This window comes from Novipirellula aureliae, from assembly GCF_007860185.1.
GTDB lineage: Bacteria > Planctomycetota > Planctomycetia > Pirellulales > Pirellulaceae > Novipirellula_A > Novipirellula_A aureliae.
The window spans coordinates 678,814-703,732 of the sequence record NZ_SJPY01000003.1 but is presented as its reverse complement, the minus strand read 5'-3'; the positions used below and the strand labels follow the sequence as shown (position 1 = coordinate 703,732).

Annotated in this window: 22 protein-coding genes; 5 read left to right on the top strand and 17 right to left on the bottom strand. The window is 52.6% G+C overall.

The window, feature by feature from the left end; all coding sequences use genetic code 11:
* Nucleotides 1–187: 187 nt before the first annotated feature.
* Complete coding sequence (locus Q31b_RS11930) at nt 188–979, top strand: tetratricopeptide repeat protein (RefSeq protein ID WP_231617498.1); 792 nt, start codon at nt 188–190, stop codon at nt 977–979.
* 42 nt (nt 980–1,021) lie between these two features.
* Here the strand turns inward: Q31b_RS11930 and Q31b_RS28175 are convergent, their stop codons facing one another.
* The 3 genes from Q31b_RS28175 to Q31b_RS11920 form a co-directional block, all read right to left on the bottom strand.
* Complete coding sequence (locus tag Q31b_RS28175) at nt 1,022–1,177, bottom strand: hypothetical protein (RefSeq protein ID WP_197171387.1); 156 nt, start codon at nt 1,175–1,177, stop codon at nt 1,022–1,024.
* Nucleotides 1,178–1,238: 61 nt separating this feature from the next.
* The gene (locus Q31b_RS11925; RefSeq protein ID WP_146599883.1) at nt 1,239–1,652 is read right to left on the bottom strand and encodes a hypothetical protein; all 414 of its coding nucleotides are present in this window, start codon (nt 1,650–1,652) and stop codon (nt 1,239–1,241) included.
* 1,074 nt (nt 1,653–2,726) lie between these two features.
* Nucleotides 2,727–3,185 (bottom strand): YraN family protein, encoded by a 459-nt coding sequence (locus Q31b_RS11920; RefSeq protein ID WP_146599882.1) that lies wholly within the window; start codon nt 3,183–3,185, stop codon nt 2,727–2,729.
* 233 nt (nt 3,186–3,418) lie between these two features.
* Here Q31b_RS11920 and Q31b_RS11915 point away from each other — a divergent pair, with 233 nt between their 5' ends.
* A complete protein-coding gene (locus Q31b_RS11915) occupies nt 3,419–4,531 on the top strand; it encodes a DUF1624 domain-containing protein (RefSeq protein WP_146599881.1) in 1,113 nt (370 codons plus the stop codon).
* A gap of 10 nt (nt 4,532–4,541) precedes the next feature.
* Here the strand turns inward: Q31b_RS11915 and Q31b_RS11910 are convergent, their stop codons facing one another.
* From Q31b_RS11910 to folK, 12 genes are all read right to left on the bottom strand, one after another.
* On the bottom strand, nt 4,542–4,916 hold the full coding sequence (locus tag Q31b_RS11910; RefSeq protein ID WP_146599880.1) for a cytochrome C oxidase subunit IV family protein: 375 nt from the start codon (nt 4,914–4,916) through the stop codon (nt 4,542–4,544).
* A gap of 85 nt (nt 4,917–5,001) precedes the next feature.
* Nucleotides 5,002–6,216, bottom strand: a complete 1,215-nt coding sequence (locus Q31b_RS11905; RefSeq protein ID WP_146599879.1) for a cytochrome c oxidase subunit 3 — start codon at nt 6,214–6,216, stop codon at nt 5,002–5,004.
* 57 nt (nt 6,217–6,273) lie between these two features.
* Nucleotides 6,274–8,010 (bottom strand): cytochrome c oxidase subunit I, encoded by a 1,737-nt coding sequence (locus Q31b_RS11900; RefSeq protein WP_146599878.1) that lies wholly within the window; start codon nt 8,008–8,010, stop codon nt 6,274–6,276.
* Nucleotides 8,011–8,105: 95 nt separating this feature from the next.
* Nucleotides 8,106–9,194 carry a cytochrome c oxidase subunit II gene (locus tag Q31b_RS11895; RefSeq protein WP_146599877.1) on the bottom strand — a complete coding sequence of 363 codons (1,089 nt, stop codon included), beginning with the start codon at nt 9,192–9,194 and terminating at the stop codon, nt 8,106–8,108.
* An 84-nt stretch (nt 9,195–9,278) separates the two neighbouring features.
* Nucleotides 9,279–10,181: an SCO family protein gene (locus tag Q31b_RS11890; protein ID WP_231617497.1), complete on the bottom strand. Its 903-nt coding sequence runs from the start codon at nt 10,179–10,181 to the stop codon at nt 9,279–9,281.
* On the bottom strand, nt 10,171–10,530 hold the full coding sequence (locus Q31b_RS11885) for a hypothetical protein (RefSeq protein WP_231617496.1): 360 nt from the start codon (nt 10,528–10,530) through the stop codon (nt 10,171–10,173). Before Q31b_RS11885 ends, Q31b_RS11890 begins: the two co-directional genes overlap by 11 nt.
* 84 nt (nt 10,531–10,614) lie before the next feature.
* Complete coding sequence (locus Q31b_RS11880; protein ID WP_146599876.1) at nt 10,615–11,883, bottom strand: hypothetical protein; 1,269 nt, start codon at nt 11,881–11,883, stop codon at nt 10,615–10,617.
* 225 nt (nt 11,884–12,108) lie between these two features.
* Entirely contained in the window at nt 12,109–13,539 is a 1,431-nt protein-coding gene (locus Q31b_RS11875) for a quinol:electron acceptor oxidoreductase subunit ActD (RefSeq protein WP_146599875.1), read from the bottom strand.
* Nucleotides 13,540–13,549: 10 nt separating this feature from the next.
* On the bottom strand, nt 13,550–14,953 hold the full coding sequence (nrfD, locus tag Q31b_RS11870) for an NrfD/PsrC family molybdoenzyme membrane anchor subunit (protein ID WP_146599874.1): 1,404 nt from the start codon (nt 14,951–14,953) through the stop codon (nt 13,550–13,552).
* A 59-nt stretch (nt 14,954–15,012) separates the two neighbouring features.
* Complete coding sequence (locus Q31b_RS11865) at nt 15,013–18,444, bottom strand: TAT-variant-translocated molybdopterin oxidoreductase (RefSeq protein WP_146599873.1); 3,432 nt, start codon at nt 18,442–18,444, stop codon at nt 15,013–15,015.
* A 44-nt stretch (nt 18,445–18,488) separates the two neighbouring features.
* Nucleotides 18,489–19,178: a cytochrome c3 family protein gene (locus tag Q31b_RS11860; RefSeq protein WP_146600009.1), complete on the bottom strand. Its 690-nt coding sequence runs from the start codon at nt 19,176–19,178 to the stop codon at nt 18,489–18,491.
* Between the two features lie 308 nt (nt 19,179–19,486).
* Nucleotides 19,487–20,413, bottom strand: coding sequence for a 2-amino-4-hydroxy-6-hydroxymethyldihydropteridine diphosphokinase (folK, locus tag Q31b_RS11855; protein WP_146599872.1), 927 nt, complete (start codon nt 20,411–20,413; stop codon nt 19,487–19,489).
* A gap of 212 nt (nt 20,414–20,625) precedes the next feature.
* Between folK and Q31b_RS11850 the strand changes: the two genes are divergently transcribed.
* The 3 genes from Q31b_RS11850 (at nt 20,626) to Q31b_RS11840 (ending at nt 23,088) form a co-directional block, all read left to right on the top strand.
* A complete protein-coding gene (locus tag Q31b_RS11850; protein WP_146599871.1) occupies nt 20,626–20,832 on the top strand; it encodes a hypothetical protein in 207 nt (68 codons plus the stop codon).
* A gap of 22 nt (nt 20,833–20,854) precedes the next feature.
* A complete protein-coding gene (locus tag Q31b_RS11845; RefSeq protein ID WP_146599870.1) occupies nt 20,855–22,534 on the top strand; it encodes an FAD-dependent oxidoreductase in 1,680 nt (559 codons plus the stop codon).
* Between the two features lie 80 nt (nt 22,535–22,614).
* A complete protein-coding gene (locus tag Q31b_RS11840) occupies nt 22,615–23,088 on the top strand; it encodes a hypothetical protein (protein WP_146599869.1) in 474 nt (157 codons plus the stop codon).
* Here Q31b_RS11840 and Q31b_RS11835 read toward each other — a convergent pair.
* Together Q31b_RS11835 and Q31b_RS11830 are read right to left on the bottom strand one after the other, a co-directional pair.
* Entirely contained in the window at nt 23,075–23,563 is a 489-nt protein-coding gene (locus tag Q31b_RS11835; RefSeq protein ID WP_146599868.1) for a hypothetical protein, read from the bottom strand. The two genes, Q31b_RS11840 and Q31b_RS11835, sit on opposite strands and share 14 nt — an antisense overlap.
* 10 nt (nt 23,564–23,573) lie before the next feature.
* Complete coding sequence (locus Q31b_RS11830) at nt 23,574–24,875, bottom strand: serine/threonine protein kinase (protein WP_146599867.1); 1,302 nt, start codon at nt 24,873–24,875, stop codon at nt 23,574–23,576.
* Nucleotides 24,876–24,919: the final 44 nt, after the last annotated feature.

Sequence of the window (24,919 nt, the reverse complement as noted above, 5' to 3'; positions counted from 1 at the left end):
CCCCTTTGACGAATCGATACAGTCAAAAGTTCCGCTATTGCGTGCTGAATCGCTACCTTGCTATCGTCCTCTATAAAGCAACCTCAAAGTCGCTTGGAAGGAACCACCCGAATGGTGTGTTCGGTTTACTCCAGCTATTTTCCCGGTTTCGCGCCGAAATGCCTCTCGCGTCAGGATGACATGTCAGATGACTAGACAAAAATGCCGTTATCAAACGAACACACACCGCATTTTCCGACCGGCTGTGATGCTGTGTTTCTGTCTACCTGTTGTCGTTTTTTCGGGTTGCCAATGGGCGGCGAGCGGCCAAAACGCTCAAGGAGCCCGCCTTTACGAGCAAGGACAGTACACCGGAGCCCTTCAGCAGTTCCAGAAAGTGATCGAAACCGACCCCCAAAATGCAGACGGCTACTACAATTTGGCTGCCACGACGCACCGATTGGGCAATCAGCGCGGGCAAGCCGAACTCTTGGAGCAATCCGAAGCCCTTTACAACCAATGTTTGGACCACGATCCGAACCACGTCGAATGTCACCGTGGATTGGCTGTTTTGTTGATGGATACGGGCCGAACCGATCGAGCATTTGCTCTGATGAAGAATTGGGCCAGCCAAAACCCGAATTATGCCGAACCACGAGTCGAATTGGCTCGCTTGTACGAAGAATCGGGTGACATGACGACGGCACTAAAATACTTAGAAGATTCCGTGCAAATCGATGCCAACAACTCGCGAGCATGGTTAGCCCTCGGCCGAATGCGAGAGCAATCGGGCGATCTGCGTCAAGCATTACAAAATTATCAGCATTCGCTGGCGATCAATAATATGCAGCCAGCCGCTGCCGCTCGTATCGCCGCGATCAATCAAACCCTGAACGCCCAACCGATGGCAGATCCATCGCTGCCAAACGGGCTAGATAACTCCAGTCAAATCGCGACCCAACCGTCCGTTGGCTACAATAGCGGATTTATTCGCAGGTAGGAGTTGGGAGTTGGGAGTTGGGAGTTGCGTCGCTTCCTTTCGTTAGACTGCGTGCCGATCGGGCCGCGTTCCGCCGCTTTCACCCACAACCGCCATCCGCATCGCCCGTTCCGCCGTCGCGACCGAATCCGGTAAGGATCGCAAACGCAGTCGATTCATCCCCAGCGGTCCCGGTGATCCGTTGAATGCATCCATCATCGTCTTGATTCTATCGAATTGGAACCGAAGACTCGAGTCGGCTTCGCCGAGATTCTGAAAGCTATCCAGTCGCAATGCCGATAAGAAACAATGCGGTGATTGCCAACAGTAAAAGTCCATTGAACATGACGCCGAGAATCGGGAATATCCGGTTTCGATTCGCGGCGAAGATGCCCACAAATCCGAGTGCCAGCCCTAAAAAGGTTAGCCCGATGATCGCAAAGACGCACAACCCGACGATGATCGCTGATGCAGATTCCTCGTCCATCCCGCCTGGATTCGAGCCTTCGATGATCGCTGCGACCGCGATCAATGCGAACAATGCAAAGCCCATACAAATCGCGGTCAAGAAAGAAACGATCCCAAGCCCCGAGTGCTTCAACCTTTCCGAATAGGTGCCATAACCTGGATTGCCAACGTCTTGATTCAGCGGTCTGTAAGGATAGGAATGTGGGGGAGTTGATCCGAAACTCATCTCAATCGGTCCATAAGGCAAAGGGCGGTAAACCGTCAGTATACTGCCGGTTTACCACCCATGCTACTTTGCAACCCGCCGCGTCTTGGTGGCATAAAAAAGGTTCATGCCAGCTATCCGTTTCCATCGACGCCCGCGCATGAGCAGGCGACGAAACGTGGCATAGGCTTCTAGCCTGTGATGGTTGGTTTCCATCGACGCCCGCGCATCAGCAGGCGACGAAACGTGGCATAGGCTTCTAGCCTGTGATGATTGGTTTCCATCGACGCCCACGTATGAGCGGGCGACGGAACGTAGCATAGGCATCTAGCCTGTGATGATTGGTTTCCATCGACGCCCACGTATGAGCAGGCGACTGAACGTGGCATAGGCATCTAGCCTGTGATGGTTGGTTTCCATCCACGCCCGCGCATGAGCAGGCGACGGAACGTGGCATAGGCATCTAGCCTGTGATGATTGGTTTCCATCGACGCCCACGTATGAGCAGGCGACGGAACGTAGCATAGGCTTCTAGCCTGTGATGATTGGTTTCCATCGACGCCCGCGCATGAGCAGGCGACGAAACGTGGCATAGGCTTCTAGCCTGTGATGATTGGTTTCCATCCACGCCCACGTATGAGCAGGCGACGAAACGTGGCATAGGCTTCTAGCCTGTGATGGTTGGTTTCAATCCACGCCCGCGTATGAGCAGGCGACGAAACGTGGCATAGGCTTCTAGCCTGTGATGGTTGGTTTCAATCCACGCCCGCGTATGAGCAGGCGACGGAACGTAGCATAGGCATCTAGCCTGTGATGATTGGTTTCCATCGACGCCCACGTATGAGCAGGCGACGGAACGAGGTCAAAATAATTCCAATAATTTATTCCGCTCGGAGATAGGAGTGACGCCTACAGCAGACAGTCTTAGACGATGCTATCGACCCGCTATGCTAATTGCATAGAATGCGGAAATTACCAATCCCCACTACTGCATCCCAATCGACCAATATGGTATCGCGTGTTTCGAAAGAATTGGCGATCTGCAAACCGCCACAATGCTCAAGGCCGGACTCGCGAAACGGCAAAGCTAACGGCTCAATACATCTGAAAGTCGCCGACTGCTTCGAAGGCCGATTCGTAATGTTCGATCTTCCGAGGGCCTTCCCATTCGTTGGGCCACCAAATGGCGATGACATCAAATCGGCATGCGCTGCCGACTAAGTTTTTGCGTTTCAAATAACGTAGTGCCGCGCGAGTAATCCGTCCCTGTTTCATTTCATCGACACGGTCTGCCGGATGTCCCGGTTTCGTTGTCGCAAGTGTCTTGACTTCAACAAAGACGAGGAGTCGCTTCTTCGGTTCAACCGCAATGATATCAATCTCACCTGCTCGATCCGATTCGCTCTCGGCCAATACCAGCAATCCATTTTGACGCAGATAACGAGCTGCCGCCTGTTCGCCACGTTTACCAATTGGCCCATCGTCATCGATCGCACCGAATCGCCATTGAAGATAGCGGTTTTGCAAACCAGTGAGCAAGTCTTTGGTACTCATGTCCAACAAGTCCTCCACCCGAATTGTAACCGATTTCCAATGAACAAGGGTGTCGAAATCAAGGACGTCGAAGGTGTCCCATCGATTTGACGAATACGAGAATCGGTGGCGGATGTTAGCCCAATCGATGGGTCACCAGACGTCGTCAGGTCCACTATCGCCATTTCCGATTTTCAGCGAGAGTAGTGAGACTTTTCCAAGCTCTGACACGCACTTCTCCGCAGAGAAAGCTGATGAACGATAAACCGGTCAAAAAGCAACGTTTTGAGTTCATCGATCAATTTCGAGGTTTTATCGGCACGCTGATGCTGCTGGGACATTGTTCCTACTACTTCAATTCCGTCTGGATTGATCTCGATCCTCTGGCCCCTCATTTCGACTCTCAAGCCCAATGCCTACTTCGCTATATCGGTTATCTCTGCGCACCTGGATTCTTGATGATGAACGGGGCAATGGTTTGGTGGTCTTATGACCGTCGGATTGCAAAGGGAACATCCCGATGGCAGGCAGGTGTGAGTCTCATCGAACGAGGCCTTTTTCTAATCGTCGTTCAAATGACGTGGGTCAACTCTTCGTGGGGTGGATTCCGAGTATTCAAGCCGTGGCATCTTGGAGTGATCTCGTGTATTGGGCTCTCCATGATCTGCCTCACACTGATTATCCATTGGCGGTGGTACTATCGGCTTTTGTTGGCAGCATTCATCCTCGCCGTTCATCCGTTTCTATTGAAAATCCCGTATGACCATGAATCAACGTTAGAACGTGTCTTGATGCAGACATTCATTGATTCAGGAACGTTCAACAAGTATCCGTTGCTACCTTGGTTTGCGATGGCGATTCTGGGATCGGTGATGGCGACATGCTGGCTACAGCGATGGACGACGGACTCCGAAAGAATCCGCAAAAGTTTGGTGGTTGCCGTCTCCACTTTCCTACTTGCGATTCTGATTCGGCTGATGCAAGGTTACGGAAACATTTTGCCCTATTGCGAAGTGGGGTCGTGGACCTTTTTTATGGACCAGAAGTACCCGCCAAGTTTGTTTATGAGCCTATGGTTTTTCGCAGCTGTCGTATCAATGGTGACCCTATTCATTGCAATGGGCCGGATCGCACCGCAAGTTTTATCGGTGTTTAGCATCCCAGGCAAAGTGCCACTTTTTTTCTATGCGGTGCATTTGGCGTTTTTAGGGGTGTTCATCAAACGCTTTGATTTCCACTATCGTGATGGTGGTATCCTTGAAACGTTGTTGGCAACCGCCGTCTTGCTTTGCATCATGTTGCCACTTTGTAAATGGTTCTACGGCGTTCGCAGTCGAAGTGGCAACTACTTTATTCGCATGATGTAGGCGGCGTCGCCTATTCGACGGTCGATGTTATTACAGCATCATCGACGGGGATGAAATCTTTCGACGTCAGCCAACTGTCACTTAGCGTCAAGCTTACGAACAAACCAACGAACACAAATGCCGATAGGAAGATGGCTAAGTTGAACGGTTTGTCATACAGCAAGTGCATGAAGAACAAGGCCACGATGATCGCCTTGATCGTCGCAATTCCCATCACAATCGCAACATCAATACTGCCAAAATCGAAACTGGCCTGTGCAACGGTAACGATTGTCAAAAAGACTAAAATGCAAAAGACAGTCAAAAGCATCGGAACGGGCATCGGATGTGCAAAGTTGTAACCTTCGCGATGATCGTCAGTCGAAGAGTGATCGTGGTCAGACATGGTTTGCATCTAAAAAGGATTGCGTGGTGATTGAAAAAGTTTGTCAATGTCGGGCTCTGTTTGGTTCGCTATGCCAAACGCACGACTAACGGATCAAGTACAGAAGCGGGAACAAGTAAATCCAGATCAAGTCGACCAAGTGCCAATACAAACCGACATAGTCAACTGGACCAAAGTACTGGCGATTGAAATCATTGCGAACCGAGCGAACCAACAACCAAATCAAGACACCGATACCAGCCAAAATGTGGATGGCGTGAACGCCCGTCATGCAGTAGTAGATGCTGAAGAACACACCCGCACGACTGGGGGTCAGGAAGTCGCGAGGTGTGGCGTGAATCGTTGCATCGACCCCGCCATCTTTGTTCAGTATCACAGAGCCGGTGGCCATTTCGGCCTGTGCGGCACGAGCATTGAGTTCGCCCAGCAAGCCACTGTTGGTGGTATCGCCAGCCAAACGTTCAACGACACCATACTCGGTTTGGCCCAGGGTCACTTCCTCTGACAGATGGTCTGAGGATGCTAACACGTCGATCGGTTCGTCCAAAAGGTGATCATCCACTGCATGTTCGCCGATCTCATCATGCAAGGCTGCGTGGCTTTCGCCTGAACCGTCTTCGAGGAACATCCCTAAACCAACGCCGACGAAGAAGCAAAGTGCTACGACCGTAAGCGGCTTGAGTACCGCAACCTTGAACTTATCGCCCTGGAAAAATGCGACCGCTAACCAAACCACAATTCCGACTAGAAACAAAGCGAATGGTAGACAAAGCCACATCAAGTAGTTCGGTCCGTCTTCGATGTGAGGATGGGCTGGGTCGTATTGGAAAAAGCCCGCTGGCAATATACCCATATTGAACTTATGGGAATACTCAATGGCTTTGACACCCAAGAAGACCATCGCACATGACAATGTCGCGGCCAGCATTCCGGTTAGCTTCTTGTACTCCTCGGTTTGCGAACAACGAACGGCCCAAGCCATCGTAAGTGAACTGAACAACAACACGCCTGTATTGATTGCACCGAGTTTTGTATTCAAGAATTGGCTACATCCTTCGAAGACTTCAGGACTAAGCATACGGAACATTGCGTAGGCACAAAACATACCGCTGAAGAACAGGACTTCCGTTACTAGGAAAATCCAAATCCCCAACTTACCACTGTCATACTGCTGCTCCGGCGTCTCGAAATGGTGCGCCAAAAAAGACGGATGATCGTGGTCATGGTCCCCGTGAGCATCGCTTCCGTGATTGACGGACTCAGGATCATTCCCAGCAGGTTTGGCTTCAATAGTCGACATGAGTTTGGAAACAGCTTAGATGAATAAATGGTAAATTGAGAGGAGATCGAGGCAGCGTTAGTTTTGACCGCCTGCATGAGCAGGAGCCTCGTCCGGTATTGTCTCCGGTGCCAATTTTCGCTCGGGCTCAATCGTAACATAACGTTCGTTTTCTGCATCCCATTCGATATCGTGGAAATCGTATGGGTCGCCGACAATTGGAGCACGCTCGAAATTATAGAACGGTGGTGGACTTGTGCAATTCCACTCCAACGTCGCTCCGCCCCATGGGTTTGCTACCGCTCGGCGACCACTGAAAAGCGACCTCAACAAGACGATAAGCGCCACAAGAAGTCCGAAGCCGAGCAGCGTCGCACCATGCGTACTCATCGTGTGCAAGAATGCAAACTCGGGATCGTAGGTTGCATAGCGGCGTGGCATCCCACGGCTACCGAGTACAAATTGTGGCAAGAATGTCAAGTTGAAACCGAGGAATACCAACAAAGCGGAAATGCGTCCGCCAGTTTCGTTATACATCCGACCAAACATTTTCGGCCACCAATGAAACAACCCGCCAAGAAACGCCACCAGTGTTCCTCCCACCATCACATAGTGAAAGTGAGCGACGACAAAGTAGGTGTCGTGAAGGTGTTGATCTGTTGCCAATGTGCCCAAGTGCAGTCCTGTCAAACCACCGATCGTGAACAAGAAAATGAACGAGATCGCGTAACACATCGGCGTCGTCAAGCTGATCGATCCCTTGTACATCGTCGCCAACCAATTGAACACCTTGATCGCGGACGGAATCGAAACCGTGAACGTCAAAGCACTGAAGATGATGGTTGTCATGTCGCTCATTCCGGCGGTGAACATGTGGTGTCCCCAAACCAAGAATCCGAGCAATGCAATCGCGATGGAAGAGTATGCGATAAAGCGATAGCCGAAGATATGCTTGTGGCTGTGAACGCTGATGATTTCGCTGATGATTCCAAATGCTGGCAAGATCATGATGTAAACAGCCGGGTGGCTATAGAACCAGAAAAAGTGCTGGTAGGTGACCGGGTCGCCATTAAACTCGGGATTGAAAATCCCAATCTGCATCGTCCGTTCCGCGATCAACAATAGTAGCGTGATACCGAGTACCGGAGTCGCCAGTACCTGGATAATGCTGGTCGCATAGGTTGCCCACAAGAACAGCGGCATGCGGAACCACGTCATTCCTGGTGGACGCATTGTATTGATCGTGACGATAAAGTTCAGCCCTGTGAAGATGGAGCTAAAGCCGAGAATGAAAGCACCGAGCGTGGCCAGGATGACCGATGTATCGGTGGTCGTACTGTAAGGCGTGTAGAACGTCCATCCCGTATCAAGCCCGCTACCGCAAAGAGCCAAAACGAAGAAGATTGCACCAAAAATCCACAAGTAAAAACTGCTTAGGTTCAACCTTGGGAAGGCAACATCTTTCGCACCGAGCATGACCGGCACCAAAAAGTTACCGAGTGCAGCAGGGATACTCGGGATGATGAACAAAAAGACCATGATCGCGCCGTGAAGCGTGAACACTTGGTTGTAAATGGCGTTACTAAACAAGGCGCCATCGGGATCAACCAAATGCCAACGCAGCGCAAGTGCCAACAAGCCACCGAGTAGGAAAGAGAGTGATACACCGATTAGATACATCACACCGATCCGCTTGTGATCGAGCGTAAAGATCCAAGAAAGCACTCCCTTGGAGTTTGTTAGATAGTTTTCACTCTGAGTCGGAAAGCCGGGATCGCGAACGATTCCTGCTGGCAACGTTGTTCCTGCTGACATATTCAATACCTCTTTAGTTAACGCGGTGGCGGCGTCAATGATCCACGATTGTGCTGGTAAATAATTCTTCTCTGCTGCTGCCTTCGCCGCGACCGTTACTGGCCCGCCGACGAAAGAGATTTAATGTAAGCGATCAACGAATCGATATCGTCATCACTCAGTTGTCCTTTGTAACTCGGCATGACGGGCGCGTAGCCAGCTACAACTTTCTCTTTCGGATACAAGATCGATTCTCGCAGGTAGTTTTCGTCAATCATAGCCGAAGGGCCGCTCGCAAACGCTCGCGTCGATCCAAAAGCATCTTGATAGGAAGGGCCAACTCGCTGGGAACCATCGATACTGTGGCAGCTTGAGCAACCGCGACGCTCGTAAAGTTGTTCACCGTAAGCTTCGAGGGAAACGTTATCGCCCCGACTGCTGTATTTCTTCACCCAAGCCTCAAGGTCTTCGCGGGTTTCGTGAACCACCACCACGGTCTGCATTTCGGAATGGTTTTCACCGCAGTACTCGGCACAGTACAAATCGTAAAACTTGTAGCCATCGGGTGTGAATTGGTATTTGTCATAATCCCACGTGCCTCCACTCTCTTCCACTTCTTTCGTTGCTTCGGCCAACTCTTCATCACTCACCTTGGGCGTTACCAAGGTCGGCTCGAACCACATGTAATTGTAGCGACCAGGAACCACGTCCTTCTTTGCTCGGAAGGCAGGAACATACAAACTATGGATGACGTCGCTGCTGCGCATCGTCAACTTCGTTGGTTCGTTCACTAAAAGATGCAATTCAGGGTGATAGGTTCCCTTGCCATAATCCATCGTCCAGCCCCATTTGAAAGCTTGGACCCCGACTTCGTACGATCCGTCGGGAATCGTCCGCATATCCAAATATACCTTCGCACCAAAAATGAACATTCCGACCAAGAAGATCGAAGGGATCACCGACCATGCCAATTCAAGTGGCGTGTTATGCGATACCTGACTCGTTGCCTTTTCCCCTTTTGCCTTGCGGTACTTCAACGCAAAGAAAAAGAGCGCAACGATCACAATCACGAAAAAGAAAAACGCAATCCCTGTGATCCAGTAATACAACGAATCCACTCCTTCGGAAAACGTCGATGCTGAATCAGGGAACCAAGCATAGTCCTCGGTGTAATCGGCTAAGAGTGAAAAGGCGGCAGGTAACATAGTCAATGTTCAGTCGTTCGAAAGATATTTGAATGGAATGGAATGGATTCTAGGATTGACAATCTCGAAGCTCGGCGCGGGACTTCATGCCAAGTGTTCAGTCCGCGCCTGTTTCGGTGCCCGTAGTCGCCCAAACCAGTAAGGGGTCAAGCAAACCAGCATGACAACGATGGTGAGCGCTCCGCCGGCCCGCATCATTCGCCAAGCTTGTGGCGTATAACTATTGCTGCTCGAATCGTAGCTGTAGCACCATAAAATGAACTGATCGACTGGCGATCCCACACTCCCCTCGCCTGCTTCGACCAAGGCCAACTTCAATTGATCTGGCGGGAAATCAATACTCAGGGAATACCGAGAAATCACTCCTTCAGGCGAAACGAACGCCAACATCGCCGGGTGGTTGTACTCGCCCGTTTTTTCATCATAGCGATATCGAAAACCCAAGATGTCTGCCAAACGGGTGATCACTGGCTGCGTCGCCGTACAAAACTCCCAGCCTTCGTCGGCCCCGGGTTGAGCTGACAATTGCTCGATATACTTGTTCTTTGTCTTTTTTCCAATTTCCGGGGTCTCGGCCGGATCAATGCTAACCGTCAAAATGCGAAAGTCTTCACCGAGTTTTAGCTTCAGTTCATTAAGCGACGTCGTGAGCGCGTTGAGCTGAACACTGCAAAGCATCGGACAACTGCTGTAATTCAGCGTGACGATTGTCGGTTTTTTACCATCGAAAAAATCGCCCGTGGTGACCTGCCGCCCCAATGAATCCGTCAATGCTAAGTCGAGCGGTATGCGATTCCCAAGGTTCTGGTCAACCGTGATGCCCACCGCTTCGGGTGGCAACGAATTGTTTAGCTGTACGTCTGCTCCGTCTTGCAGTTGAGTTTGGGCGGATGCCCTATTTAACCCTGAAAACGACAAGCCCACGATGATGCAAACCACGATCGGCATGGGGAGCGAAAAGTGATCCGAGCCGAAGTTACGCTTCATCTTCGCTCTTGTCATTGGTGTTTTCTTCCACAGCATTTTTGTTAGCAGCATTGTCTTCTGCCTTATCGTCTGATGTACTATTTTGGACCACCAACTCGATCGCTTTATCAATCGGGATCGTGATGTTACCGTTCATTTCATCGACGCCATACGCGGTGATTTGCGCTTCTTGCTCCGCGTTGAATTGGTTTTGGCGTCGGTACTGATTGTCGCTCATCGATTCAATCTGCCACTTGGCCATGGCGAAGTACAGTACTTGAACCGCGAGCGCGGTCATCACTGTAACGAGAACCGAAATCGCGCCGATGGCGAAAATGCGTTTCGTGTTGAGGTCGTCGTAATGAGCCATAGCGAATGATTGGGAGGCTAGTTATTTGGAATTGTAGTCAAACAGGAATAGAAACAAGGAACAAATGTGATTTGTTTGCTTGATTTAGATATTTTCGAATGCCAAGGATTCTCGGAAACGTGGGTCGCGTGACGCAGCCACTCGAGTCTGGCCAGCCACTCTCAGCATCATGCCCAACATCAATGTCGCCATGCCGACAGCCATTAATATGCTGGCAAAAATCCCTATTGCTCCGCCAACCGCTTGCATGGCACCATCCGCGCCGGTGAATAATTCCGGCATCACACACCAGTAAATGTCTACGTAGTGCAAAATCAAAATGTATACGGCCCATCCAAACACCAACGGCGGCCGTCTGCGAACGTGTCGGCTCATGGTGCTGATAAACGGTAAAATCCAATGAAAGAACACTAAGGCCAACGACACCCAGGCCCAAACCCCAATTTGGCGATCGAAAAGCCAAACCGTTTCTTCAGGAATGTTGGCGTACCAAATCAGCAAGTATTGGCTAAACCCGATGTAGGCCCAAAAGAAGACGAAGCCGAAGATGTATTTGCCCAGGTCATGATAATGTTCCACGGTCACCTCGTCCCGCAAAGCGCCTGTCTTTTGAAGCACAAAGGTCCCGGCGGCGATCGCACAATGTGCAGCTAAGATGCCACCGGCGAACATGTAGACACCAAACATGGTCGAAAACCACATCGGAGCCAATGTCATCACCCAGTCGAACATCGCAAACGACATCGATAACGACAACAACATCAGCGCAGGAGCGCTCCATTTTTGCATCCGTTCGGTGGCCTTGATTTCACCCGTCTCATCCTGGCGAACACTGGATCGAAAAAAGTAAACCGCGAGTCCAACCCAAATCAACAAATAGACAGCCGACCTAACGGTGAAAAATTCGGGGTTCAGGTACATCAGCTTATTGTCCCACGTCTCGGGACTGAGATGATGGTGCTCAGCAAATCCGGGATCGTCCCACTTATAGATCGTTCCTTCACCGATCCAAAGCGTTGCCAAGATGGGAATGAACAAGAACGCCAAGGGAACCAACATGATCATTATCAATTCAGCAACACGGCGAACCACCACGCTCCACCCGGCCCGACACAGATGCTGGATCAAAACAAAGAAGGTCGCCCCCAAAGCGATCGTGAGGCAATAGATGAATGCCGTCAAATAGGCGCTCATGCCGAATTCATTGCTAACGCCAAACGTACCTAGAGCCCATCCGCCAATCAGCACCAACAATCCACCAGCACACAGCGGGACGCTGAGTGCCGACAATTTTGCGGGCAATTGAAATGCAGGGTCGTCAGCAGGTTTGATGGCCGGTGCGTGCTTGGACATCTCGATGAACAGTTTTATAAGGTGAAAATTTCAGTTAATCGTAGCCTAGGCTTCTAGCCTGGGTTTGGTTTTCTTCCCAGGCTGGAAGCCTGGGCTACGGTTGTGTCCCAGGCTGGAAGCCTGGGCTACGGGTTGTGTCCCAGGCTGGAAGCCTGGGCTACGGGGTTGTGTCCCAGGCTGGAAGCCTGGGCTACGGGTTGTGTCCCAGGCTGGAAGCCTGGGCTACTATGCTTTCGTTGCTCGCTCTTGTTCCTTCTTCTTCTCGGCTTCGGCCTGCTCCTTGAGCATCTTTTCTACCTCCGCCTTGCGAGTCTTGATCGTCTCTTGCTGCGAATCGGGAACGAAATCAAGCGATGCGTTTTGGCTTTGTTGAAGTGCTCGCACATAAGCCACGATCGCCCAGCGATCTCGAACCTTAATCTGCCCGGCATAACCAGGCATCTTTCGAATGCCGTTACTGATCGTATTGAACAACTTCCCATCGGGATACTGATCCGAATACAATGTGTCTTGGTGCATCGATGCAGGCGGGATCCATGACGACGCCATGATTTGTTGAGCTCGTTGATGAACCAACCCATTACCACGACCGTCTCTGCCATGACAGGTCGAACAGTAGATATTGAACTGCGCCTGGCCCTGTCGGACAAATTGTGAAGTTAGCTCGACTGGATTCGTCTCGACCCAGGGCGTTGTGTCCATCACACTTTTCTCCGGTCCATCCCCCTGCTCTGCTGCAGCTTCACTCGGTTTCTCTTCATCCTCCCCTTGCGGATACAAGGCGACAAGTTGACGTTCCTTGTTGATTTGCTGCAACGCCAATGATTCCATCTTGATTCCGGTTAGGAAATCAAGATCGTCTTCCATGTCGCCTCGGGCAATCGTTCCAGGAACATCCGGTCGCATCGCGCGATTGTCGGCAAACAGTGTCGTCGTTTGCTGGGCATCACGGGCCGGCGAAAAGTCCATGTCTGGGAAAATGTGGAAACGTGGCTTGCTGCTGGTCGTTACTCGCATCCGGGCCAAAATCAATGCCGGGATGAATGACAATGCGATGACCGTGATCAACGTCGTGATTAAAAACTTGGGGATCTGGGTCGGTGAATCATCTTCGACGACTGTGTTGATGTATTCGGTACCCGTATCAGCCAGCAATTTTTCGGCGCCCGCTTGATCGTAGCTTTGATCTTTTGCATCGATGTACAAGAAGAAACGATCGTCGGTCGCACGATCAAATCGCGGATCGGTGAAAATCGGGTTGCTGAATTTCGGCAAGCCGTTGAGAGCCCACATGCCGAAGAACGTTCCAAAGGACGCTAGCAAGATCGTTAACTCAAACGCAACCGGCATGAATGCGGGAAGTGAAATGTAGGGTTTACCCGAGATGATGTACGGGTAGTTGATCCCATTCATCCAGATCTGCATCATCAGGGCGATCGTCAATCCGGTTAGTCCCCCAGCAAGAGCGATCCAAGGTAACTTGGTCGGTTTGATACCGAGTGCCGCATCAATCCCATGCACAGGAAATGGCGTGAACGCATCCGTTTTCGTATAGCCAGCATCACGGATCCGCCGGCACGCATCGAGCAGCGTGTCGACCGAAGTGTACTCGGCAACGGTCCCGTGGACTTTCTTCGTGTTGTTATCGTCAGACATACTATTTTCGTTATTCTTGCTCATGTGCCATGTGATATTGTTTCGCCAATGTCGCTTTCGTTTCTGCCATGTTGATCACTGGCATCAACTTGCAGAACAACAGGAAGAGCGTGAAAAACAACCCAAAGGAACCGATCAACATCGCCCAGTCGACCCAGGTCGGCGAGAAGTAGGACCAAGCACTCGGAAGATAATCACGCGACAAACTAGTGACCACAATCACGAATCGTTCGAACCACATGCCGATGTTGACAAAAATACAAACGATCACAATCAAAACAGGTGTGGTGCGGAATTTCTTGAACCAGAACAATTGTGGACTTAAAACATTACAAGAGACCATCGTCAAATAGGCCCACCAATAAGGCCCAAGTGCTCGGTTCAAAAACGCGAATTGCTCTTCAGGAACTTGTCCATACCAGGCGATAAAGAACTCGGTTCCGTACGCCAAGCCGACGATCGAACCCGTCGCCAAGATGATCTTGCACATGTTCTCGAGGTGACGAATCGTGATCAATTTCTCTAGCCCCAGCATCGATCGAGCGGGAACCATCAAAGTCAACACCATCGCAAAGCCGCTAAAGATCGCTCCGGCAACGAAGTAAGGTGGGAAGATCGTCGTGTGCCAACCGGGGACCTGCGAAACCGCAAAGTCAAAGGAAACGATCGTGTGAACGGACAAAACCAGCGGAGCCGCGAATGCTGCTAACAATGCATACGCCTTCTCGTAACGCATCCAATGCCGTGACGAACCGCTCCAACCAAGCGCCAGAATACCATATGCCATTCGTCGCCATTTGTTCTTTGATCGATCGCGGAACGTTGCCAAGTCGGGCACCATTCCCATGTACCAAAACAGCAGCGAGACCGTCCCATACGTACTGACCGCAAACACGTCCCACAGAAGCGGGCTGCGGAATTGTGGCCACATCCAAAGATTCAAACTGGGATAGGGGGCCAACCAGAAAGCCAACCACGCTCGACCAACGTGGATGCCCGGAAACGTTCCCGCACAAGCGACGGCAAAAATCGTCATCGCCTCCGCCGCCCGATTGATACTCGTTCGCCACTCTTGGCGGAACAGGAACAAAATCGCACTAATCAACGTGCCCGCGTGACCAATACCAACCCAGAAAACGAAGTTGACAATCGGCCAACCCCAGAAAACGGGGGCCGCATTACCCCAAACACCCACCCCGGTGTAAATCAGATAAGCGATGCAAACGCCGAGCAAATTCATCAGTGCGAATGCGACCAAGAAACCGGCGAACCAATTTGCACCCGGTGGACGCTCGGCCACACGACATACCGTTTCGGTTATATCGTGATAAGTCGTATCGCCAAGGACCAACGGAGCACGTTGGCCAGGACGTTCCTTGGTATTGTCCAATCCGTTTGGGATGGCTAGGGACATATTTGAAGTTTGAAGTTTGAAGGAGGAAATTTGAAAAAATGATTCTGCCAGCTTAGCGGTTAGCTTTCCGTTTCCGTATCCGTGATGTGCTCACCCGCTTCGAGGTCATCTTTGTGCTCATGCTCAGTATGCTCATGCCCCGAATGCTCATGCTCAGTATGCGGCTCTTGGATCTGTGCCAAATCTTCGATCTGAGCACGCGTCATAAGCGAGGGATGCGGATTGCGGACTCGAGCCAAATACTGGGTTCTCGGCTTGAGGTTCAACTGCGACAGCAGACCGTAATTGCGTGGGTCGGCATGAAGTTTTGAAACCTTCGAGTTGGGATCGGCTACATTGCCAAACTCGATCGCCGTGGTTGGGCACGATGCTTGGCAAGCGGTCACGATGTCACCATCGGCAATCGGACGTCCGCCATCTTTGCGCGCTTGGATTTTGGCCTTCTCAACCCGTTGGATACAGTACGTGCATTTTTCCATGACCCCACGACCACGAACCGTCACTTCGGGGTTCATTACCAACGCCTGCAGATGGCGATTGGCTGCTTCGATCGAACTCGGGTAGGCGTCGATCCCGTAGCCAACGCCGACGTCTTTGTTGTAGTCGAAGTAGTTAAACCGCCGCACCTTGAAGGGACAGTTGTTGGCACAATAGCGAGTTCCAATACAACGGTTGTACGTCATCGCGTTGATGCCGTCGTCGGTGTGCACCGTTGCCGCGACGGGGCAAACCTGCTCGCATGGCGCGGTTTCACAGTGCATACAGGCAACCGGTTGCTGCACCACATCTGCGTTTTCTTCGTCGCCTTGGAAATAGCGGTCAATCCGGATCCAATGCATTTCGCGGCTGTTGAGAATTTGCTCTTTGCCAACGATCGGTATGTTGTTTTCACTTTGGCAAGCGACCACGCACGCATTACACCCAGTGCATTTGGTCAGGTCGATCGACATGCCCCACTGAGGCACTTTGGGATGTTCTTCTTCGATTTCATTGATCGGTTCACGCCACAGTGAACCGGAATCGTTGCGTCCGACGGCAGGAACGTGCGGGCCTTTGACCTCCGCGAACTGCGGCACTTTCTTCAGCAACGCTACGGTGCCTTCGCGAACGAGTGAAAAACTACGCTTCTCGGTTTCATCGCGGCCACGTTCGTCGATCGCCCAATGGTTCTGAGTCGTCGCCAATTCATAATCGCGGAATCGCGGGCGAGCTTCGACCTCGGTCATCAATAGCATGGAACGGCTATTGCGGAGTGGATTGATATCCGTCCCGGCGACCGGCACATCTTCTTCGGTATAGCCGCCAACCATTCCGGCGCGTTCTCGCCCGTAGCCAATGGCGATCGTTACAACGCCGGGCGCACAGCCAGGCAATTCGTACACTGGCAATTCAAGTGGATCCCCGTCTTGACGAAGTGCAATCATTTGCCCATGGCGAACGCCGAGCAACTTAGCGGACGACGGACTCAGTAGAGCCGCGTTGTCCCATGTCAGTTTTGTCAATGTTTGCGGCAGTTCTTGCAGCCAACCGTTGTTGGCGAAGCGACCATCATAAATCCCATCGGCTGGGACAAAGAGGACCTCGAAATCGTTCTTGTCGATCGCATCCACCTCGACAGCAACCGGCGTCTCGTCCGTCAACGGTTTGAACTCGACATTGGGAGTCAACTCATCGCCACCGAACGCTATCTCGTCGGAATAACCATCGTGCAGAAGTTTTCGCCATTGCCGCTCGCTCAGCGATGCACCACCAATCGCCTCCGCGGTTCGTCGAACGATTGCACTGCCCTCGGTTTCCTTTTCACCCAAAATCGTCGCCAAGACTTCAATAACGGGCCGGCCACCAAGCAATGGCAAGATTTGCGGTTGGCAAACACCGTAGGTACCATGGTCGTTGACCACGTCACCCCATGATTCAAGTGGGTGAGCTAACGGCAGCGACCAATCGCAAATGTATCCGGTTTCATCATCGTATTCGCCCAGGTAGATCGAATGATCGAGCTTGCCGATCGCCGAAGCGATATCAACATTGCCCGGTGCGGTTGCCACCGGATTGCCGCCAAGCACAATCAACGAATCGACTTCGCCGTTGTCGATCTTTTCAACAAGTTCCTCAAGCGTGGCGTAATCACCAAGGTCGCCATCAACGGTCGGCGTGAAGTTTTGGAGCGTGCCGTAGGAACCAAGCTTCTTATTCAACGCGATCCCAGCAGCAATCGCTTCGGCGCCAAGGTGCTCACCGACGACCACGACGGCATCCGAACCAGCCGCAGCGATATCTTTGGCCAAGACCTCAAGGTACCGCTCCATCCGCTCGGTATGCGTTTTCAGTTCGTCAAACGAAACACGTTCTTCGGCAACCGATTCTTCTTCGTTCGCGTTTTCGGCGGCCAGCTTGTCGATTCGCCGAGCGAGTTCGCTTAGGAAAGCAGGCATTTGGCTTGGACGTAGGGCCAATCGCGAATCGGCCATCGTTCCGGTCGTCGTGTAGCCGCCCTCGACGACATACAAACGACTCATCCCCTTCTCTTCATCGAGCGGGTTGCGTGCCTCGGCGAATGTACGCGAGTTGTTCAGCATTCCGGGATCACTGCCGAGAATATCGGACTGTAGCGTCAAGATCACTTTCGCCTTGGCCAGGTCGAGTACTTGGGTCGCTGGTTTGCCGAACACTTGTTTCGTTGCCGCCCGCATCGCATCGCCATGCACGCCGTCGAACGCGGCGATCGTTGCCGAAGGACATTTCTCTTTCAATGCCGCCAACATCCGAACCACGGATGGCGATGCCGTCGGTGTCATTAAAACCGCTAATTTCGAACCTTCGTCCGATTGCGCAGCGGTGCGAATCAATGCCTTGCCATAAGGGATGAAGTCGTCCCAGGTCGCTTGTTCGCGACGTTTCTCGCCCATGCGAATCAGGAAACCCTCGTCGCCACGAGCGCGATCGGGATCGTACAAGCCAAGCATGCATGCTTGGGCGTAAGTATCGGTGCCGCTGCCCGTCGGATGCTCGGTGTTGGGCTCGACCTTGACCGGACGACCATCCACACAACTGATTAGCAAGTTGTAGACGCGACCAGCCAATTCGAAGTTGGTTGCTCGGCTATAGGACTCTCCGGGCACGCGACCGTCGGGACGAATCACAAAAGGAGCGATTGTTTCTTCGGGGTAGCGACAACCGGTTGCACCGGCGACCGCCAGCGAAGCGCCCATGAGCTGCATCCATCGGCGACGCGAAACACCCTCGGGGAACTCCGAGGCAGCAACAGGAAACTCTCGGTCGATATATTGCTGAAAATCCTCGCGGTCCTGTAATTCCGACAAGCTTCGCCAATAGCGAGACTTAGGAGCAACCACTTTCTCAGATGCCCTGGCGACTGCGGACGATTCGCTCGAGGAATCGGAGACCGCGGATGCTGAAACGGCGGGGCCAGAGACCAGGTCCTTGTTAGAGCCAGATTTCTTGAGGCCTGATATCGAATATAAATTCATTAAGAAGAATACGTGTGGAGGCGGTGACGGACTAGCTTTGTTTTCTAACGATGACAAACAGCACAATGGACTTGCGGGTTGATATTCAACGTTTCCCGCTGTTCTTTCGCAAACGCTTCTTGATCCCAACCCTCCGGCGGTTGCCAACCGAGGTTGGTAACCTCCTCGATCGGACGCAAATGAGGATCGGGGTTGCGGTGACATTCAATGCACCATGCCATCGACAATGGCTCGTGCTGGTACACCACTTCCATTTGATCGACGCGTCCGTGACAACTCTTGCAACTGACACCCGAGTTAACATGGGCGGCATGGTTGAAATAGACGAACTCAGGCAGGTTGTGGATCCGTTTCCAAGCAACGCTTTTGCCCGTTTCCCAGCTCTCGTGAATCGGGTCGAGCTTTTCGCTGTCGGCACGCACCGCTGACAACGCGGTAACGCCTTGGATGTCCGCAGGACTGTGACAATTGATACAGGTTGCCGTTGGCGGCACGGCGGCATGAGCGGCCTCGAAAACCGTGTTGTGGCAATAGCGACAATCCATCTTTAACTGGCCCGCGTGCATCGCATGGCTAAACGGCACCGGCTGAGTCGGTTTGTAACCAATGTTCAGGGTTTCGGGATCAGTCGCCAAACCGCCCATCGCACCAGCGAATAAACCACCACCGACGGCAGCAGCAAGCAGGACGAGAAGAAAGCGATTGACCCAGCGTGGGAAGAGGAACCGTTGCATCATCTATGAAAGCCACGTTTGTAAGCACGTCGAGCAGAAACCGGACAAGAATTTCACCGAAAAACGGTCTCTGTTGCAACCAGACTGGATAAAATTGTCGCAGGCAGGCACCATTTTTGGCCCAGGATATCATTGTGCGGTATGGAGCACAATTGCCAGCCTTGAAAAGTGAAGTGCGACATTCTGTCGCATGTCGTTGGGGAGGAGGGGGACATTCTGTCGCATATCACTGGGGAGGAGGGGTTCGTGGCGTAAACTTCCAGCTTGCGTTCCCTAACCGCAAATCGCAAGCTGGAAGCTTACGCTACTTAATACCAGAGCCCGTCGGACGAGACCGGGCGGACCGGACAACGCATTGAATCAATTGCCGACGAAAGCTCCTTCACGGCCCAGTCGAGGTCATCAATCTCCAACCGGTATTCTGGCCAGCGAGTGGTGGATGGCCAAATCAAATGGGGGGCGGGCCAGCGGGTTTTGGCGGTTGTCCGGCTCACCCGAGCAATCAGACGCGGTAAGCTGCCGTCCGATGTGGACTCGATCGTTCGGTTTTCGGGTAGCGGGGGAGGGCTCTCGCTGACCCACGACCCACTTGGGGGGGTTCTAGGTCCGTCGATTTTGTCGGAAACTCCGAATGTGGGAATCCCGTGCTCCACGGCAAGTCGTTTGCACAACAGTCGACGCGTTGCGTGGTCGGATCCGACGAGCGAAATGGAAGGGTGACCTGCCGACAAGTGCCGCGCCAGTTGGCCGATGGTCCAACCAAACCGAGGATCGCAGTAATGCTCTGCCACATCGCAGGCGGGTTGCAAAACAAATTGGCGAGCGGTGTAGCGAGGGTGCGGAACAATCAAAGCCGATTGAAAGCCGATCAATTGTCCATGTAAAATCACGTCGAGGTCGATCGATCGAGCACTCCACCGCTGGAGCCTCTGGCGACCTAGTTGCTCTTCCACCGATTGTAGCAGCGTCAATATTTCTCGAGCACTGGCGGTCGTTTCAAAAGCGGCTGCCGCATTCAGAAACGGCTCCTGCCCATCGGGGCCACCGATGGGTGGCGTTTCAAACAACCGACTCGCCGCAAAGGACTGTGCAAATGGTGAATCGGCGATCTGACGGGCTGCTTCGGCGATGACGGTTTTCCGGTGACCCAGGTTGCTGCCAAAGCTAACCAAGCACTGGGCTACCGGTCTTTCCGTCGGTCTTTCTGATCGGCATGTATGGGAGGGGACGTCCATCCTTCCAATTTAGCGGCCCAAATGAAAAACGGCTAGCTGATCGTCCGCTTGGAAGAGAGCTTGCCCCCCCGTCTCTTGCAGCGTGAAAAGGCGGTTGCCTGCCAGCATTCCATGGCAAGACGCCAGCCTAGTGACGAGACGCATGACGCGGCCTCTCCGAACTTTATTGGTTCATGTGGCGGAACAAAAAAACAAAAAACAATTATATCAACATGTCACCAGGTGACGATATATTGACAGCGATGCGATCTCTTGGGAAAACCCAATCGGTGATTCGCAAGGCGGCGAACGCCACAATGTCGTTCGGCTCGGTGGGCTGGCGGCGTTTACCGGTGGTTTCCGGTCCAATTTTCGCTCCCCAGGCGACGCCGCTTTCCGCACGGAGAGCCGAGCGACAATCGCGATTACGAAAAACTTAAAAGAAGAATAGGGAACATTCAGATGACAAAGAACGATGGCTGCAAAATTGTGATCGTTGGTGGCGTTGCAGGCGGAGCCTCTGCGGCAACGCGAGCACGGCGAATGAACGAGCACGCTGATATCATTCTTTTGGAAAAAGACAGCGATGTTTCGTTTGCCAATTGTGGCCTGCCCTATCATATCGGTGGCGAGATCGAAGATCGCTCCGAACTTGTGGTCGCATCCGCCGAATTTCTGGCCAAACGATTTCGGATCGATGTTCGCACACGTCATGAAGCGGTCTCGATCGATCGTCAAAAGAAGCGTGTTGAAGTGCTCCGCCGTGATTCCGGGGAAAGGATTTGGATCGATTATGATAAGTTGATCCTGGCTCCAGGTGCCTCGCCTATTCATCCACCCATCACTGGTGCCGATGCATCGAATGTCTTAACGCTGCGGAATCTGGACGATATGGACCGCATCAAGGCGATCGTCGATGCCCAAGCGACTAGGAAAGCAGTCGTCGTCGGTGCTGGTTACATCGGCCTTGAAATGGTCGAACAATTGATTCATCGGAGCATCGAAACATCGCTTGTTGAATTGCAACCGCAGGTTTTGCCATTGCTTGATGCTGAGATGGCTGCACCGATCGCAAGCGAAGCGTTGAGTAAAGGAGTGTCACTGTTTCTCGGTCGCGGGATTACCGAAATCATTACGGACGATGACAACCGAGCAACCGCGGTGATTCTTGGCGATGGGACGCAAATCGAAACCGACTTGGTGGTTCTGGGGATCGGTGTTCGACCGAACGTGTCGTTAGCTGTCGACGCAGGCTTAGAACTTGGAGCGACGGGAGGTATTTTGACGAACGACTACATGCAAACCGCTGATCCTGATATCTATGCCGTCGGCGATGCCGCAGAGTACGTCTACGGGCCGACAGGAAAGAGAATGCGAATCGCGTTGGCTGGCCCCGCAAATCGAGCCGGTCGACTGGCCGGTCAACATGCTGCTACCGGTAAATCCGATCCGATGCCGGCCGTTCAAGGTACCTCGGTGGTACGCGTGTTTGGGTGCAGTGCCGCCAGTACGGGGATGACACGTAGCTTTGCAAAACGGTTCGATATCAATGCGAAGAGTGTGACGGTAATCGCGAAGAGCCACGCAGGGTACTATCCCGGCGCGGAAACGATGACGCTCAAGTTGGTTTATGATCCGCAGACAGAAAAAATCTTGGGCGCTCAAGCCGTAGGTGGCGAGGGCGTGGATAAGCGGATCGATGTGATCGCCACGGCGATGCAGTTTGGCGGCACCGTTCGTCAATTGACGGGAGTCGATTTGTGCTATGCACCGCCATTCGGGTCGGCCAAAGACCCCGTTCACATGGCCGCGTTTGCGGCGTGCAACCAAATGGACGGGGTCGGCGATTTTAGTGAGTTCGATGCCGATCTGTCGAGCAAGCAAGTGGTCGACGTTCGCACCTGCGACGAAATTTCGAAAGCTCCACTCGCAGGGGTTGAAAATCCAATTTCGATTCCTGTCGATGAATTGCGTATTCGAATTTCTGAATTGGATTTGGCGAAGGAAACCGTTGTCGCCTGTGGCGTCGGAGTTCGAGGGCACGTCGCATGTTGCATACTGAGGCAAAATGGTTTTCAAGTCGAAAACCTTACTGGGGGAGCGACGCTTCGAAACCTAGCGGCTATTCATTCCACTCCATAGGCCGGGCGTGCGATCCTTCAAAAGGTAAATCATTTTGACACTCTAGCGATGCGGCGTCGGTAAAGCGATGCACGAAACAGTTGGGCAAGGACGACCGAAACGCAATTTTGGATGCCGAGACGATGGTCAAGGTTGGCATGGGAGCCGAGCCGGTCGCACGTCCGAAGCAGGACATTGCCAGCAAGCTTGAAAAACTCCGCAGCATGCAAGACCCGAATATTCATTTTCCGGTGATGTTGATTTTGGACATCCAAAATGCTTGCACGTCTTTGGATCGAACTCGCTTTGCACCAACCGCATGGCGCGAGCGAGCATTGTATACCGTGGGTTTTGGTTCAGCGACGAGGTTGCGCAAGGTTCGCTCCGCCACGATGGAATGGGAGGTGTTTTTTTGGTGCTTAAGATCGAATGGGCATCGAGTTTCGAAAGAGATTGCGGCATGGTTTGTTCTCCGGTGGTTGGACCATCAGTCGGAGGTTGAATATGGCTTTGGCCAAAGTGTTCATTTTATCGCACAATGTCCTGGGGCGTTGCCTCAGGCTACGATGAAATAGGCAGTTGGCCATCGACGCTCTTTACAGTTTGATGCGTTGTAGGAACTCGCTCGGTTTGAGGATTTCCAAACCACCATCGTCGGTTTCGATGTAGTAGATCAGGTGACCATTTCGCACTCATCGCAGGGAATACAGATTGCGGCATGACATCAGTCGTAGGGTTTGCTTCGCTTTTCGCATTCAGAATGGGCTTAGCGAGGAAAGCAGACGAAAACGATCCAACGAAAATGGTTCCATCAAGAACTCGCACAAATCCATCGGCACTTCCAATCGCCAACCAACGACCGTCCGGACTGTACTTGGCTACATTCATTGTTCCTCGTGGTAGCACGGTCTCGACGTTCCAGCGTTTGATTCCGGCAAGCTTGGCTGGACGTAGAGCCAAGCCGGGCAGTAGCGGAGCTTCCTTCATCCCGGCATCAAACAACTTCACATCCGCCGCATGGGCCGGCCGCCATGTGCCTAATTCTGGCAACGGCGACGGGTCATACTTGGGCCGTGGAAACGCGGACGCAATCGTCTCTGTCGAGTCGTTTCGTCGGTATTCCGGTTTCAGCCGATCCTCTGCACCAGCAGATGACTTCATTGCCGTCGACCTTCACCGACGCCACTTCGATGGGACCGTCAAGTTCGACCATCACCGTGCCGTCTGGACTGGTGAAATTGAACACGATCGCCCCCAACAGAAACATCGCAAAGAAACCGCCGCTGGCCAACGCGAGTGCTTTACTGCCAATTCGCCCCCGACCGGCGCTGGTGCGCCGTTTGGGCTTCATCGCGGCGGTGATGTGCGGCAACGACACTTGCGGCCCCGGCTCCGCAGGCCGAACGGTATCGTCAAAGGTTGCCGATGCCATCGTCACTTTAGCACTCTCGTCGATCGGATCGAAGGTTGCTGGGGTCGTCGGAGCGAGCGAGACTGCCCCGTGTCCTCTCGGTCTGTTATCCGTTTCGCGGCTTAGCTCTGGCAAAACCGCTTCCAATTCCTGAATCACATCGTTCATCGATTCGAAACGGTTCACAGGTTCTTTTGCCAACATCTTTGCGAATACGGATTGTAGGCGAGGTGTAGCGTTCGGGCTGATCTCAGACAAATCAGGAATCGGCTGTTCGCGATGGGCTAGAATCCGCTTCATCACGGTGTCGCCGTCGTACACACTCTGTCCGCAAATCAAGTAATACATGGTACATCCCAGAGAATAAATATCGCTGCGGGCGTCCGCTGCTTTCGAGTCCAAGGCCTGCTCGGGCGCCATAAAGTCAACCGTCCCCATCACGACCCCCGTGCTGGTCAAACCGTCGGTAATGGAGCGGTCATCGGTGGGAACGATTCGGGCTAATCCCAAATCCAAAACGCGAACCGAGTCGTCGTGACCCAGCAACAGGTTTGATGGCTTGATATCACGATGAATAATGCTTTGAGAGTGTGCATACGCCAATCCCTGCGCGGCTTGCAGCGTCAACTCGATTGCTTGAGGCAGCGATCGCATGCCGTGTCGACGGACGTAGGTGCTCAAATCGGTACCGGCGATGTACTCCATCACCAAGAAATGAACTCCGTCGACTTCGCCAGCGTCAAACGCAGTGACAATGTTGGGGTGTGAGAGTTTCGCTGCCGCTTCGACTTCGCGGTTGAACCGATCGATCGCATGAGCGTCTTTGAGCAGGGCGGGCGAGATGACTTTCAAAGCGACCTCGCGTTTCATTTTGCGATGGACCGCTCGATACACTTGCCCCATCCCACCTTCACCAAGTATGTCTTCGATGACGTAGTTACCAAGAATCAAACGTGGGTTCTTTTCTTCGGCAACAAGGCGGGCTTGAAACGGAG